The sequence below is a fragment of the Salifodinibacter halophilus genome (assembly GCA_012999515.1).
GTDB classification, from domain to species: domain Bacteria; phylum Pseudomonadota; class Gammaproteobacteria; order Nevskiales; family Salinisphaeraceae; genus Salifodinibacter; species Salifodinibacter halophilus.
The window spans coordinates 1,225,285-1,240,138 of record JABEEB010000001.1; the positions used below are offsets into that span (position 1 = coordinate 1,225,285).

General features: G+C 59.5%; 18 protein-coding genes. 11 read left to right on the forward strand and 7 right to left on the reverse strand.

Going from position 1 to position 14,854, the window contains the following annotated elements; all coding sequences use genetic code 11:
- Positions 1-2 precede the first annotated feature (2 nt).
- From HKX41_05475 to HKX41_05490, 4 genes are all read left to right on the forward strand, one after another.
- The gene (locus HKX41_05475) at positions 3-440 is read left to right on the forward strand and encodes a hypothetical protein (protein ID NNC23604.1); all 438 of its coding nucleotides are present in this window, start codon (positions 3-5) and stop codon (positions 438-440) included.
- Positions 441-576: 136 nt separating this feature from the next.
- A complete protein-coding gene (locus HKX41_05480) occupies positions 577-1,224 on the forward strand; it encodes a MotA/TolQ/ExbB proton channel family protein (protein NNC23605.1) in 648 nt (215 codons plus the stop codon).
- Complete coding sequence (locus HKX41_05485; protein ID NNC23606.1) at positions 1,190-1,624, forward strand: biopolymer transporter ExbD; 435 nt, start codon at positions 1,190-1,192, stop codon at positions 1,622-1,624. The genes HKX41_05480 and HKX41_05485 overlap by 35 nt, the downstream gene beginning before the upstream one ends.
- A gap of 2 nt (positions 1,625-1,626) precedes the next feature.
- Positions 1,627-2,028 carry a biopolymer transporter ExbD gene (locus tag HKX41_05490; protein ID NNC23607.1) on the forward strand — a complete coding sequence of 134 codons (402 nt, stop codon included), beginning with the start codon at positions 1,627-1,629 and terminating at the stop codon, positions 2,026-2,028.
- Between the two features lie 112 nt (positions 2,029-2,140).
- On the opposite strand, the gene HKX41_05495 is transcribed toward HKX41_05490, so the two are convergent.
- On the reverse strand, positions 2,141-2,554 hold the full coding sequence (locus tag HKX41_05495; GenBank protein NNC23608.1) for a hypothetical protein: 414 nt from the start codon (positions 2,552-2,554) through the stop codon (positions 2,141-2,143).
- A 52-nt stretch (positions 2,555-2,606) separates the two neighbouring features.
- Between HKX41_05495 and HKX41_05500 the strand changes: the two genes are divergently transcribed.
- The 4 genes from HKX41_05500 to HKX41_05515 all read left to right on the forward strand — a co-directional run bounded on the left by HKX41_05500 (position 2,607) and on the right by HKX41_05515 (position 5,873).
- A complete protein-coding gene (locus HKX41_05500) occupies positions 2,607-2,873 on the forward strand; it encodes an energy transducer TonB (protein ID NNC23609.1) in 267 nt (88 codons plus the stop codon).
- A gap of 451 nt (positions 2,874-3,324) precedes the next feature.
- On the forward strand, positions 3,325-4,359 hold the full coding sequence (locus HKX41_05505) for a ketoacyl-ACP synthase III (GenBank protein NNC23610.1): 1,035 nt from the start codon (positions 3,325-3,327) through the stop codon (positions 4,357-4,359).
- Positions 4,360-4,486: 127 nt separating this feature from the next.
- Positions 4,487-5,263: a uroporphyrinogen-III synthase gene (locus HKX41_05510; GenBank protein NNC23611.1), complete on the forward strand. Its 777-nt coding sequence runs from the start codon at positions 4,487-4,489 to the stop codon at positions 5,261-5,263.
- A gap of 148 nt (positions 5,264-5,411) precedes the next feature.
- Entirely contained in the window at positions 5,412-5,873 is a 462-nt protein-coding gene (locus HKX41_05515) for a DUF3429 domain-containing protein (protein NNC23612.1), read from the forward strand.
- A 23-nt stretch (positions 5,874-5,896) separates the two neighbouring features.
- Here HKX41_05515 and HKX41_05520 read toward each other — a convergent pair whose 3' ends face one another.
- Positions 5,897-7,261, reverse strand: coding sequence for a 3-oxoacyl-ACP reductase (locus HKX41_05520; GenBank protein NNC23613.1), 1,365 nt, complete (start codon positions 7,259-7,261; stop codon positions 5,897-5,899).
- 319 nt (positions 7,262-7,580) lie between these two features.
- Between HKX41_05520 and HKX41_05525 the strand changes: the two genes are divergently transcribed.
- The 3 genes from HKX41_05525 (at position 7,581) to HKX41_05535 (ending at position 9,982) form a co-directional block, all read left to right on the forward strand.
- Complete coding sequence (locus HKX41_05525) at positions 7,581-8,663, forward strand: 3-deoxy-7-phosphoheptulonate synthase (protein NNC23614.1); 1,083 nt, start codon at positions 7,581-7,583, stop codon at positions 8,661-8,663.
- 54 nt (positions 8,664-8,717) lie between these two features.
- Positions 8,718-9,059, forward strand: coding sequence for a histidine triad nucleotide-binding protein (locus HKX41_05530; GenBank protein ID NNC23615.1), 342 nt, complete (start codon positions 8,718-8,720; stop codon positions 9,057-9,059).
- A gap of 92 nt (positions 9,060-9,151) precedes the next feature.
- Positions 9,152-9,982, forward strand: coding sequence for a GTP cyclohydrolase I FolE2 (locus tag HKX41_05535; GenBank protein ID NNC23616.1), 831 nt, complete (start codon positions 9,152-9,154; stop codon positions 9,980-9,982).
- 94 nt (positions 9,983-10,076) lie between these two features.
- Here HKX41_05535 and HKX41_05540 read toward each other — a convergent pair whose 3' ends face one another.
- From HKX41_05540 to HKX41_05560, 5 genes are all read right to left on the reverse strand, one after another.
- On the reverse strand, positions 10,077-11,039 hold the full coding sequence (locus HKX41_05540; protein NNC23617.1) for a hypothetical protein: 963 nt from the start codon (positions 11,037-11,039) through the stop codon (positions 10,077-10,079).
- Positions 11,040-11,476: 437 nt separating this feature from the next.
- Positions 11,477-12,343: an OmpA family protein gene (locus HKX41_05545; protein ID NNC23618.1), complete on the reverse strand. Its 867-nt coding sequence runs from the start codon at positions 12,341-12,343 to the stop codon at positions 11,477-11,479.
- A gap of 9 nt (positions 12,344-12,352) precedes the next feature.
- Positions 12,353-12,979 (reverse strand): hypothetical protein, encoded by a 627-nt coding sequence (locus HKX41_05550; GenBank protein NNC23619.1) that lies wholly within the window; start codon positions 12,977-12,979, stop codon positions 12,353-12,355.
- Between the two features lie 37 nt (positions 12,980-13,016).
- Positions 13,017-13,685 carry a nucleotidyltransferase family protein gene (locus HKX41_05555; protein NNC23620.1) on the reverse strand — a complete coding sequence of 223 codons (669 nt, stop codon included), beginning with the start codon at positions 13,683-13,685 and terminating at the stop codon, positions 13,017-13,019.
- Positions 13,685-14,710, reverse strand: a complete 1,026-nt coding sequence (locus HKX41_05560) for a phosphotransferase (GenBank protein NNC23621.1) — start codon at positions 14,708-14,710, stop codon at positions 13,685-13,687. Before HKX41_05560 ends, HKX41_05555 begins: the two co-directional genes overlap by 1 nt.
- Positions 14,711-14,854: the final 144 nt, after the last annotated feature.

Consider the following 14,854-nt stretch of genomic DNA (forward strand, 5'->3'; position numbering starts at 1 on the left):
ACATGCGCGAGCTGGCAAAAACCAAATGTGGCGCGGGATTGATCGGCGTGCTCGCCGGGCTGTTGCTCGCGGCGGCGGCCCAAGCCAACAGCGGCAACGTGCAGATCGAGCTCAACAAACTAAAATCGGCCGATAACGCCTGCCGTGCCTTTTTGGTCACCCAGAACCTGACCGAGAAGCGTTTCAAGCAATTGAAACTCGACGTGGTGATGTTCAATAAAAAAGGCATTGTCGCCAAACGACTCGCGGTCGGTCTCGGGCCACTCCAGCCCAACAAGACCAGTGTCAAAGTTTTCGACATCGACAAGACCCACTGCGAGGATCTGGGACAATTTCTGATGAATGGCGTGATCGCCTGCAACACCGAAAACAGTCCGGTCAAAAACTGCGCGTCGCTACTCAACGTCTCGGCCCGAGGATCGGTATCGTTTATCGAATAGCCAACCGCCGGCTGAGCCCGGCGTCATCACAAGGAGCATAGCGTTGACGAGTGTGAACGCAGTCTGGGGGCAGTTCGTAGACACGCTGTTGCGACTAACCGCCCTTGGCGGTTTCGTGGTCTGGATATTGATCGCGATGTCGGTATTGGCGCTGGCCTTGATCTTGGTCAAGCTGTTTCAGTTTCGCCGCGTACGCATCAACGATCGGACAACGTCGCAAAGCGCCTTGAAAATTTATCGCTCCGGCAACCCAAACGCCGCGATAACGACCGCCAACCGCTCCCCCAACCCAGCCTCACGGGTCGCGGCGCGCGCCATCCAACTCCGAGCACAGTCGAATACCTCGGAAACAGCGGTACGCGAAGAGTTGTTGCAGTTCGGCGGCGATATGCTCGAACAACTGCGCAGCTTTATGCGCCCACTCGAGGTCATCGCCGCGATCGCACCATTGCTTGGGCTTTTCGGCACAGTACTCGGCATGATCGAAGCATTCCAACAGCTTCAAGCCGCAGGCAGCCAGGTTGATCCGTCGGTCCTTTCGGGCGGCATCTGGAAAGCATTGCTGACCACGGCTGTCGGTCTGGCAGTGGCCATGCCGGTCACGGTTGCTGTGAACTGGTTCGAACGCGCGATTGACCGAGTTTCACACCACATGGATAGCGTGGCCACACGGATATTTACCGTCGATCTCACCTCACAGGCCGATCAATCGGCAGATATCGATGCCGCCAGCACGCTACAGGGCCGGGATGAATCCGCAGAGCGCCAGACCCCCTTCGTTTAGCGAGCGCTATGGGCGCCGTTCGACGCGCGCGTCGACCAGCCTCACGTCGCTGATCGACGTCGTCTTCATATTGCTATTGTTTTTCATGCTGGCATCGAACTTCAGCCATAACAGTGCGATCAAGCTCGATGCGCCGACTGCCGGCGGCAATGCTGCCTCGGCCACCGGCGCCCTGCTAGTCAACCTGCGCGTCAACGGGATTCACGTAGGCGGCCAGTCACTTTCCGAAAAAGCCCTAGTGGCCCGTGTCCAGCAACTGCGCAGCAAAAAGGACGACCTCAGAGTCCTGGTCCATCCAAGCACAGGCGTCAGTCTGCAACAGACCGTCCATGTAGTGGATGCCTTAAAGGATGCGGGCGTAACCAATTTGCGCCTGATGGGCCAACCAGGTGGCGATTAAGCGTGCGTTTTGCGCGACCCAAACGCCAAACCGACAGCGAAATCTCGTTGTTGCCACTGACCAATATCGTCTTTTTGCTGATGATCTTTTTTTTGTTGATCGGGCGTATTACCCAGCCGGACGCCTTGGATGTCCAACCACCGCAATCCACGAGCCAAGCTTCGGTTTCGGATCAGGCGCTGCGGGTCGAAATCGCACCGAATGGGCGTATCGCGGTCGACGGCCAGAAGATTTCTCTGGATCAACTGGTGCCCACCGTTCGCGGCCAACAACTACAATCGCCGAATCGCCCGGTGCGGCTCCGCGCTGACGGCGGTGAAAACGCCACACGCGTAGTCCACGTGATGCAGATCCTGCACAACGCCGGTGTCGACAAACTTCGGCTCGTTACCCGCAATTCGTAACGTTCGTGGTGCAATCCCCAAGCTCGTGGCTGCTCGCTTTCATCCTGGCCATTGGCCTGCATCTGGCCATCCTGGCGCTCGTGGTAACAGCCTGGTCACCCGAGACAACGACTCAATCCGGGTCGCACAGCGTCGAGGTTTCCTTGAGCGAGCTTGGCGATGCGCCGCAATCAGCGACAACCGCGCCGACCGAGACGCCATCATCTGTGCCTTCGTCGGCTGAGGCTCCATCTGCACCGCAAGCAGCCAAACCGGCACAAGCTAAGCAGGCGAACAGCCAATCGAAAAAGGCGCGCTCGCCCAAGCCGGCAGACGCCAAAGCCAGCAGCCCGAACGTGCCGACAACCAAGGCGCACTCGCCGGTGGCGGCGCAACACTCGGAAAACAAATCAGTGCCGTCGAACCAAACACAGGCCCAAAAACCGAAGCGCGAACCTTCACCAACCCAATCGGCGCCGCCCACATCACAATCAGCATCGGCGCCGAGCAAACCATCGAACGCAGCTAACGCGCATACGGCCAACACGCAGCCTCAAGCCGGTTCGAATGCGCATTCTGCGCATGAGTACACCGACGCGTTGAACAAGGCCATTGCGGCCGAGAAACATTATCCCAAAGCCGCACGGCGCCAGAACCTGCAGGGGCATGTCGAAGTGCGCATTGTGATCCGACAATCCGGCAAACTAGCCAAACTGTCGATTACTGAGTCATCGGGCCACGACAACCTCGACAGCGCCGCACTCCATGCCATCAAAAACGCCGCACCGTTCGGCGCCATGCCGGCGAGCATGCACCGAACCCGTATGTCGGTGATCGTGCCGTTCGATTTCGGTTTGCAAAACTGACGCGCTACTATTCGGTTTTAACGCGTCCGGGCGTGCGGCGTATCGTTTGCAGCTACACCAACTTCTGCGCATTTAATTGTCGGTAGCGCACGCTCACACAGGTCGACCGCCGGGCTCCGGATCTCGGCCGCTGAGTACTGCTACGCGATCTTTGCTTCGCACCCGGCGCAGAAAGCACTGCGGCGTCTGGTCTCGAGCCGATTCAACCCGATCCGTTCTACACGGCGGCTCTGGCGCCTTCAGAACTTCGCCGGGCAACATCTGTACAACGCGTGTAATAAGGTTGACGTGACAAATCAAACGCAGCAATGCCAAAACCTTTGGCTGCTACCACTGGCCATAACGCCTCCAAAACGCTACGATGCCACCGGTTTGCCGGCCGCCCGGCACAGCCGCCGACGTCGGCGCTATGCGCATCGCGCAAAAATCTTTCGGTTTCGGGATCAACGTCATGTCTGCAGTCATCAACGCCATTGAGTACGTTCTGCCGGCCCGAACCGAATCTATAGAGGAAATCGCGACACGTTTTCCAAGCTGGCCACTGGAAAAGATCGCCGAAAAAACGGGGATCCGAGCGCGCCACATCGCCGACGAAGATGAACACTCGTCGGATTTCGGCGTGGCCGCAGCCGAACGCTTGTTCGAAGCCACGGGGGCCGCGCGCGGCGACATCGATTTTCTGTTGGTCTGCACCCAGACGCCGGATTATCTGACACCCTCCACTGCTTGCCTCATTCAGGATCGGCTCGGCCTGTCGAAGGCGATCGGCGCGCTGGATATCAACCTTGGCTGTTCCGGCTATATCTACGCGCTGGGGGTCGCCAAAGCATTGATTGAAAGCGGCCAGGCACAGCGACTCTTGCTTATTACGGCCGATACCTATTCGAAATTCGTGCACCCGGCCGACAAGAGCGTACGCGCTTTATTCGGCGACGCGGCGGCCGCCACGCTAATGTCCGATTCAAGCGAGCCCGGCGAGCAACTAGGCCCGTTCATATACGGCACGGATGGCAGCGGCGCGCAGGATCTGATCGTGCCGACCAGCGGCATGCGCGGTCGTAGCGCACCCGCATCGCCACAGGAATATACCGACCGCCATGGCAATACGCGCACCAATAAAAATATTTTCATGAACGGGCGCGCGATTATGGAATTCACACTGCGCGAGGTACCGGCCGCTATCCATCAAGCCTGCGACAAGGCGGGCGTGACACTCGCCGATATCGACGCTGTCGTGCCACATCAAGCCAGCGCCATGGTGTTGGATGGCATTCGACGCGAACTTGATTTGCCAAGCGAACGGTTTGTGGTGTGCCTGAACGACATCGGCAACACCGTCTCCTGCAGCATCCCGATTGCGGTCAAACGCGCGTTTTCAAACGGACAGATCACCGCCGGTTCCCGGGTATTGCTCGTCGGCTTTGGTGTCGGTCTATCGTGGGGTGCCACCACCACGATCCTGCCTAACGACTTCGGTAGCGCGTGACGCGAGTCACATTCAGGGCCGTATCCGCAACAGTGTTTCGGTCGTGACTGACAGCACGCCATCGCAGCCACTCGCGGGGCGCCTGATCGGCATACCGGAAACGCGTGCGCTCGACCTATTCGCGCAGATGATCGAAACGCGCGGCGGTCAGGTCGCACGCTGCCCACTGATCGCCATTCGCGATACGCCGGATATAGCGTCAGTGGAAAACTGGCTGTCCGATGTATGTGCGCAGGGCCTCGACACCATGATCTGGATGACCGGCGAAGGCGTAACACGGCTCAACGGGCTGGCCGAGCGTTTGGCTGTTCGCCAGCATCTGCATGAGGTTCTTGCCGACACACGCGCCATCACGCGTGGGCCCAAACCCGTCCGCGCCCTGCGCGCTATCGGGCTCGGCTCCGACTTCGCGGCACCGACACCGACGACCGACGGTATGATCGAGGCGCTGGGCAATCTAAATCTCGCGGGCGCACGCGTCGGGCTGCAACTCTACGGTGCTGAGCCCAACCACAAACTACAAGACGCCGTGCGCGGGCACGATGCCGAGGTGTTGCCAGTCGCGCCCTATGTTTATGCCGATCAAGTCGACGATGACACTGTCGATGCGTTTATCCACCGGATCATCGCCGGCGAACTCGATGCGGTGGCGCTGACCAGCACTGCACAAGTAAAACGCCTTTTCACGGTTGCGGATCGTCATAACCGACGCGCCACGCTTACTAGCGCCCTGCAAGCAACCTGTGTGGCTGCGGTCGGCCCGCTAGTTGCCGATGCACTGGCGACAAACGAGGTTGACGCCGACCTAATGCCGGAAGGCACCTATTTCCTCAAACCACTGGTCCGCGCACTGGTCAACCATTTCACTGCAGTGCCGTTCGCGAGCGATGCGCCAGGCGGGTAAACTCGGCCCCAGATACTCGAGCGACGCTTGATATGCGTATTTCGACTCGGCAACCACCGCGTATCGGCCAACAGAGCACACCGACTAGCGTTTGTGGTCTAGCCTATGCAACGGCGTCCGATTCAACCCCTGACTTGGTGCAATCAATATGGCGATAAATCAACCAACAAGTGCACGCAATGCGCCGACACTAGCCTGGACGCTGGGTTTCGCGGCGCTGATCCCGTTTTTGATCGGCAGCTACGTCGCGCTTGGGTGGAATTCAAACATCGCCATTCGTACACTAGATTGGCTTGTGGTCTACGCCGCCGTCATCGCGTCGTTTATTGGCGGGGTCCAGTGGGGGTTGCAGGCCGCAGGCCAGCACGCGCGAGCGATCGACATGGGCGCGGCTGTGTGTCCAGCGCTTATTGTCTGGATCGGGGTCATGCTGGGGCAGCCCTGGTCGTTCGCGCTGATTCTGGTCGCCCTCGTATTCACCTGGCTGACCGACGAGAACGGTCACCGACAGGGCTGGATGCCGATCTACTACCTCACCCTGCGCCGGATACTCACGCCGATCGTTGTCGTTTGCCTGGCCATCGTCGGCGGCGCCGCGTTATTCGGCTAGATCATCTCGGCGGCAATCAAACGTTACGCGCCAAGCAACGATTGGCCGCATACGCGAACCACATTGCCACTCAGGCCACCCGCCCCCGGTGTCGATAGAAACGTGACAGCCTCGGCGACATCTTCGGGGCGGCCACCCTGGCCGAGCGAGCTAAGTCGCCGACCGACCTCGCGTACCGCCAGCGGCATAGCAGCCGTCATCGACGTCTCGATAACCCCTGGTGCAACCGCGTTATAGCAAACACCGCGGTTACGCTGCGCGTCGGCACGCGCACGCACGAAACCATTCAGGCCAGCCTTGGTCGCAGCATAGTTGGTCTGGCCGCGGCTGCCGGCGATGCCGCCAACCGAACTCATGCATACCACGCGGGCATGATCACGGAGGAGCTTGCGGGTATCGAACTCAGCATCGATAGCGACCGCGGCTTGCAGATTAACCGCAAGGACTTGGTGCCATTCGTTGGCACTCATGTTGGCCAACGAACGATCGCGTGTAACGCCGGCGTTATGGACGAAAACGTCGATGCCGCCGTAGCGCGTCGCGCAGAAATCAGCGAGCTCGGCAGGCGCCTGGGCGCCGGTAATATCGAGTGCCAGCGCCGCACCGCCGATCTCGTCGGTTACGGCGTCGAGCGCGTCACGGTTGGCCGGCACGTCAACAGCCAGAACATCAGCGCCTTCGGCAGCCAGACGCTTTGCAGTCGTGGCGCCGATGCCGTGCGCAGCCCCCGTGATTACAGCTGTCTTACCTGCCAGGGTAGCGGATGTCGGCACAGACCGTGGCGCCCGGCCATCGGCGCTAACCGTCAGCGCCTGGCCATCAATGAATGCGCTGTAGTCGGACAACAGAAAACGAAGCGGCTCGGCAACACGCGAGTCCGCGCCCGGCTCGACGTAGACGGCGTTAACCGTGGTGCCGAATTTACCCACTTCCTTGCCCAACGAACGGACAAACCCTTCAATGGCCTGGGCGGCGGCACTTGCCGCGGCGCTGTCCATACTGGCGGGCGTATCGGTCAGGATGACTATCCGTCCGCAGCTTGCGATACGACGCGCTACGGGGTTGAACAGATCGTAGAGCGCGGTCAGTCCAGCGACATCCGCTATGCCCGTGGCATCGAACACAACGCCATCAAAAACCGCTGTCTGGTCATCGGTGACATCAGCCGCTTTTGTTACATCTGCATCGCCCGATTGCAGAACATTGGCAATCTTGCGATCTAGGCGGGCTGAGTCGAGGCTTCCAACCAAAATCCGGCGATGACTGAGCGAATCCGGCGCAAAAGGCGAGTTGGCTCGCCTCAGACTAACGGGCGTTGGCACTCGGAGTGCCCTCATAATGCCACTGACAACCGGACGCGAAGCGGCTCGGACCAGATAATCGCTCATTTTTACACCTCTCGCGATTTGTTGGATCGTAAGGTCGCTTATCAATCCAATATAGCGATCATTCGGCGACTACCGTGGACGAAAAATAACGACACGGCAAATACTTATATCCTATATGACAACGACCTGTATAACTCGGATTAGCGATAAATAGATAAATTAACGTTATTTATTAAAACCGCCGTTATCCAATGCTGGGTGTAAATCCCAAGAAAACACTGCCCACCGCCCTATTGGCCGTTATCGCATCGCGGCCAATACCGGCATATTCGATCTGCTAGCATTCAGCGTAAAATTCGCCCACCTCAAGCTCGATAACATGCAAGAAACCGACGACCTGCGGATAAACGGGATTAACGAGTTAGCCGCGCCCGAAACCGTTATCCAGGAAATACCGGTCAGTGCCGACGCCGCCCAAACCGTTGCCGATACACGCGAAGCGATCCGCAACATCTTAAGCGGCGACGACGATCGGCTGCTAGTTGTGGTCGGGCCCTGCTCCATCCACGACGTGGATCTTGCGCGCGACTACGCCGACCAACTAGCCTCGCTGCGCGAGCGCTATCAGCGCGATTTGCTGATCGTCATGCGGGTCTATTTCGAAAAACCCCGCACCACTGTGGGTTGGAAAGGCTTGATCAACGATCCCGAGCTCGACGACTCGTTCAAGATCAACAAAGGGGTCCGACAAGCGCGCCAACTTCTGGCAGAACTAGCCGAACGCGGCATGCCGGCAGGCGTGGAGTTCCTCGATCTCATTACACCGCAGTATCTGGCCGACCTGGTTTCCTGGGGCGCAATTGGCGCACGCACCACGGAGAGTCAAGGCCACCGCGAACTGGCCTCCGGCCTGTCCTGCCCGGTCGGGTTCAAGAACGGCACCGGCGGTGCCATCAAGGTCGCAGCCGATGCCGTCGGGGCAGCCCATCATCCACACCGCTTCCTGTCAGTGACCAAATCCGGGCAATCAGCCATCATCTCGACTGCGGGCAACCAAGACACCCATATCATCCTGCGCGGCGGTTCCAACGGCCCGAATTTCGACACTGATTCGGTCGCCAGTGCGGTCGCTTTGCTCCAGCAAGCGGATCTGCCGAGCCAGTTGATGGTGGATTTTTCGCACGCCAACTCCCGGAAGCAGCCACACAAACAACTCGAAGTCGGCGATGACATCGCCGGGCAAATCACAGCCGGCAGCCGGGCTTTGTTCGGTGTCATGATCGAGTCGTTGATCAAGTCGGGCAAACAAGACCTGGTGCCCGGCGTTACACCGGATTACGGCGTTTCGGTCACCGACGGCTGTCTCGGCTTCGATGACACCGAAGCGCTGCTCGGCAAACTGGCCGACGCCGTGGCACAACGTCGCGAATTAGCACAGGCGAACCATCAGACGGGCGAGTAAGAGCTCGCACGATCTGCGATAATACTTCAATACACTCTTGACGAGCCGATAGCTGTGGCCGATACCGTTTTCCAGAAGATTATCGACCGTGAAATCGACGCGGATATCGTCTATGAAGACGACCACTGCCTGGCGTTTCACGACCTCAATCCGCAAGCACCGTTGCACGTTCTGGTCATACCGAAGCAGCCGATTCCTCGTCTGGCAGACGCAACCAATAACGACGGCGACTTGCTCGGCTATTTGATGCTGACCGCCCGGCGTGTGGCTGCCGATGCAGGCTATGCCGACGCATTTCGGCTCGTGGTTAATAACGGCGAGCACGCGGGTCAGAGCGTGTTCCACCTGCACCTCCACGTACTGGCTGGCCGCGCATTCGGTTGGCCGCCGGGCTGATCATTCCCGAAAACGACGACAACAAACAACTACAAAACGGCGCGTAAACACCCACCAAGATTCTTATGAGCGATAAATCTCAGAATTCGACCATGGCCGACGCCAGCGCTCCGAGCAAAACCATCCAGGAGCCGGCAGTCGAGGATGTCCAGGGCCGTCATGACCGACGTCATCTGGCGATCAATAAGGTGGGTGTGTGTGATATCCGACACCCGGTTTCGATTGCGCAACGCAGTGGCGGAAAGCAAACGACAGTCGCCACCTTCGCCATGTACGTGAATCTCCCGCACCGCTTCAAGGGCACGCACATGTCGCGGTTCGTACAGATTCTGAACGCTCATGAGCACAAAATCACCGTGGCCTCGTTCAAGCAGATGTTAGCCGAAGTCACTGAGCGTCTGGAGGCCGACAACGGCCACATCGAGATGGCGTTCCCGTTCTTCATCGACAAGCGCGCGCCGGTGACGGGCGAGCCCGGTGTCATGGACTACCAGGTCACATTCTTCGGCGATCGTTACAGCGACAGCACCGAACTGACGGTGGAAGTCGAGGTGCCCGTGACCACGCTGTGCCCTTGTTCAAAGGACATTTCCGATTACGGTGCCCACAACCAGCGATCCCTTATCAAAATTCGTGCTCGTGCCCGCGAATTCTTCTGGCTCGAGGAATTGATCGACATCGCCGAAGCCCAGGCTTCCTGCGAATTGTACGGCGTGTTGAAACGCGTCGATGAGAAAGCGGTTACCGAACACGCCTACGAAAACCCCAAATTCGTGGAAGACGTCGTGCGCGATATTGCAACGGTATTGAACAACGACTCGAGGATCCGTGAATACCGCGTGGCGTCGGAAAACTTTGAGTCAATCCACAACCATTCGGCCTACGCCTTGATTGAGCACAACAAGGATGCGCCCGAACGTTAAGCCTTAGGTGCCGACGCTATAAGCGCTGAACCGGCCGGTGCGTGCGACTCCGAGTGGGTCGCGAGGCCGCCTCGCCACGCACCTCGGCCAACGCTTAACTTGATCCGTTGTCGCTTTCTTCCGACCGACCGGTGGTATCGGTCGCGCCGGTTTGCCCGGAACCACTACTGTCGCTGCGCTCACTTGTCCGTCGATTACGGCTAGCGCGCGACTTCTGCGCGCCCGTCTTGTTGCCACTCGTTCCACCAGTGGCTTTCGTCGACTGGCTCTTGGGCGCCGCTTGACCGGTGTTTGTTTTTTCAGCCGCAGCGTCGGCACCAGCCTTGCGCTTGCTGGCGTTCGACTGTTTGCTTTGCGCCGTGCCGCTAGCCTTGCTGTTCCCGGATCCGGTGCTACTGCCGGTGGATGCTCGGGATTTCGAGCTACCCGTCGAGGCTGATTTGGCACCGCCTCCGGTACTGCGCGAACGACTGGTTCTCGCGTTACCGGTTGTGCCGGACGCGCCCGTGCTCGAACGCTGGCCCTTTTGCTCCGTCGCTTCGGCATCCGCCCCGGCCGGGGTCGATGACGTGTCAGCGCTCGTTGTTCTGCCCTGGTGCGATCCAGCCGGCGACGTTTTATGGTCCGGGTCGGCCGTGGTTCTGGCGCTGCTTGTCGACTGATCGTCGCCCGATTCGCCTGCGTCGTCTATCTCGAACAGGTCGCTCAGCGCTTTTTGGAACGTTTGGTTGAGTTCATCGCCGGTTCGTTGAATAACGCCGGCCGAATCTTTGGCCGCAGCAATGACCTGACGCCGCCCATTCGGCAAATAGTCCGCGGGCTGGCTTGCCACACGGCGTAGCCCAGCACCGCGCGCGCGCCGCACGCTGGCACCGAGCGCTGCGGACAGGTTCTTAGCCGCGCCGATTTCGGTATTAATCAGAGTGCGGCCGTTGTGCAGCACAATGCCGGCCGCTTGACGCTGGCTATCCAGCGCGACACGAACCGAGTTCCGAGCGGTTCGGCGCACACGGGTAAAACGTGTTCCGGCATCGGTTAGCAAACGTACAACATCCATGCTGTCGGCTCCGTGTTGTTGTTGGGTACAACTGGCATCACAGTATGTGCCCGGATGCGTTCAGCTCCCGAGCATAACGCGGCTGGCCGCGATGTGCTGCTGCCCATATGTTTTTTGTATGGGCGCCACGGCACCTGCACAAGAGCAGGCCTGGAATATGGCGACGACAACACCGGCCACGCACAGTGACCAGCGTTCGTCAGATTCCCGATAGCCGCGAGTGTGGCGGCGAAAGCATGTCCCAGACCAGGACACTCAACAACGACAGGCCAGTCACATACTCGAGCAGCGGCGATTTAGCGCCACCCACAGTGGCGCGGCTACAATATTTTGGCCGGCCTCGTGCGGCGATCCGACAAGATGGCGCCCGTCTCGTAAGCAGGCGTGGTCGGCGTCATCCGTGCGCCCAAGGCCGGACAACACGCCACGTCACACGACTAACTGCCGTCGTTTTTCGGGACCAGCTCGATCGATACGGCTTTTTGCGCACCGGTTTGGGATTTGCGATCAACCCCAAGTCCCACGCGCTCGCTCGAGACGCCCGCACGCACCAGTAACTTCGCCACATCCCGTGCCCGCGTGACGGCGAGCGCCTGTTTATACGCCGCCCGTTCCTGGGAAGCGTTAGACGTTTTCTTCGCGACACGCGGATTGGCCTTGATGAAACTCGACACTTCGGCCTGACTGGGCGAGATCACCGCTGTATGCCCGGCAATCCCAATCCGCCGGTTCTTCATGCCCGGCTTGGTCAACGCCTTGGCAACGCTATCGATGACTTCGTGGCTATCCGAGGTCACGCGTGCCGAACCGTTCTGAAACTTGATGACGCCGAAACGTCCGGGCACCAGCACCGTCGCTTCGCCATTCGGCCGCGTATTACCGGCATTGCCAACCAATTGCTTGAGACGCGTCTGGTTGCGCGCACTCGTTGCACGGTAGCGCCCAATCTGAGCCAAGCGCTCGGCCCGATGGGCGTTGTCGGCAATCACCGCGAGTTGCCCGGCCGATGCATCTGCAGGATCATCGAGTTCTTGCCAACCTGATCTGGCCTTATCCAGTGCTTGCTTGGCTTGACCGAGTTTGTCAGTACGTGCGTCTTCCGCCTTGGCAACGGCCGCCTTTGCCCGTTCAAGCGGTTCGAATGTGGGCCCACTGTCGCCGACGCTGGTTTTGACTTGCGCCTTGAGCGCCTCGTTGGCTGCCGCCACACCGCTGGTATTGGAGTCGATCGTGGCGTAATGGTTGTTGAACGCTGCGCAGCCAGCCAGCGTGGCCACGAGTAGCAAACTGAGCAATAAGCGCATAATCATCTTTTATCGTCCGATGCCGCCGGCATTCGCAGGCCGCTGGGCGCCAGGCTGCGCACCAGGTCCAGTGCTCATGGTGGGTGGCTGGCGCTGAGGCCTTCTAGACGATCCGCTCTGCTGGTTGCTGGATTTTTGCTTGACGGCTTGTCGACGTTTAGCTTGCGCGGCCTTCAATGTTTCGCGACCGGCACTGCCACTGTCCTGCACATTGGCCCCTTGTTGCTGGTTCGCCTTGAGCTCCGCGAGACGGTTTTTGATATCAACCGCACTGCCACGCGCCTTAGCTGCCCGTCGATCAAGTTTGACCGCTTTAACCAGCGCCTCGACACGCTCACGCTCATCATTGGTCAGGTCACGGCCTTCACTCGCAGCCTGATAAACGATCGAGCGCGCAGTGGCCAAGCGACTGCGCGCCGACCCCATAATCGCCGGCGCGTTATCCGACCAGCGTTGGCTTGATGCCTGCGTCAATGCTTGTTGGGCCGGTTGCAATATTTTGTCGTTCGGTGAACTCGCAGCGCTTTGGCCCGGCGCATCGGCACAGCCGACCAACACAAATGCCGCCACAAGGACGACGCCGAGAGCGCTTATACCAATCCCCTTTCGCCCGGTGCCGGGCACCCAGTTAGCCATCGTTGGTGCGTCTTCGATAATTCAACTCGCCACTCTATCAGGCATCGCGATCGCCCCAAAGTCGACGTGCTCGCTCAAGATCATGGGGCCGACCGAGGTCTTGCCATGCGCCACGATGAATCCGAGCGTATACGGTGCGGTGCGCCAGCGTGTTGTCGATGACCTGCGATAAGCCAAAACGCCGTTCGGTGAATCCTTCAAACATCGCGGGATCGAAACGTCCGATGCCGGCATACGTCATACGCGGCCCGGCCGGATCAACCCGGCCGTGAGCGACACCGTAATCGCCGGCGGGTCGATGGTCGGGGTTGGGCACGAATACCAACTCGGGCGACCCCGAATGATCGACGGCGAGTGCGCGCAAATCGAAATCGGTCCAAATATCGGCGGCCACAACGAGAAAAGGCGCTTTACCCAGCAAAGGCAGTGCGGCACACACGCCGCCACCGGTATCCAATGCTGTTGGCGTCTCTTCGCTGTAGACGATATCCGCGCCGTAGGCCGAGCCATCACCCAGCGCGGCACGAATCTGTGATCCGCGATACGCCACATTAATTACCAGCTGCCGGACCCCCGCGGCGACCAACGCGCGAATCTGGGTCTCGATCAACGACTGGCCACCGATCGTGAGTAACGGTTTCGGCACAGTATCGGTTTCCGGCCGCAGCCGTTCGCCGCGGCCGGCCGCCAGAATCATGGCGCGCATTATTCAGCCCCAACCATAAATGCACGTAACGGCGCCAGCGCCGGGTCCGCTTCGACAACCGGTTGCAGATAGCGAATAAAACGCGGCGCGTCGGCAATATAATCGGGCTTGCCGTCACGCCAGCAAAGGCGTGCAAAAACGCCCAAAACCTTTAGGTGACGCTGCAAACCGGCCCAGGTCAGATCCTCTTGAAACTCGGCCCAACCAGCGGCCACAGGCAAACCGGCCGCGCAGGCGCCGAGCCAGTAGCGGTACTGCCAAGCACGCACGCGCTCGTCGGGCCAGTCGATAAAGGCATCACGACACAGACTGGCCACGTCGTAGGCGATTGGCCCTGCACGCGCATCTTGGAAATCGATGATTCCCGGGCACGGGTCCGAGACCATCAGATTGCGCGGGATATAGTCGCGATGCACCAGTACATGATGCTGGCGCCCCACCCGGCCGGCAATAAGCTCGTAGGTGGATTCAAGCGCCGACGCCTCGCTCGTGGTGAGCATCCGGCCGAGGTGGCGCTTGATATACCACTCGTTAAAAAGATGCAGTTCACCGAGCAGCATATCGTGATCGATCACGCGGAAGTCGTCGGTCGACATGGCGCACTGCCAATGAATCAACGCGTCAATCGCTGTATTCATAAGCGGATCGGGATCCCGATCCGCGAAAGCGTCAAGATAGCGTTGGTCACCCAGATCGCTGATCAGCATGAAACCGCGCGTCGCATCGAACGCGATGACTGTCGGCACGTGCAAACCGGCACGCGCCGCACGTGCGGCAACATCAACGAATGCGATGCTATTCTGGCTCTCCGGTGGTGCGTCGACCGCGATCCGGGATTCACTGGCATCGACCGCCGCTTCATCGGGGTCAGCCCGCGGCACTGCGCGATAATACCGCCGTGTGCCAGCATCCGTGCTGACCGCGCGCCAATCGCAATAACGTCCGATTCTGGCTTCCGCCCATTGCGTTAGCGCGAGGGCGCGCTCATCGGGGGTAATGTCTTTACACAAGTCTGCGTCCAGCATAGGCAACGGGGATAAACACGCGTTTCAGTTTGCGGGGCCGTTTTCCCGTGCGCATAATCCGGGCAGGCCGCGAGTTCAAACGCGTGAGCTTCGCACGATTTTCAACACTGATGCCAAGGCAGTCATTTGTCCGTATTTTCAACG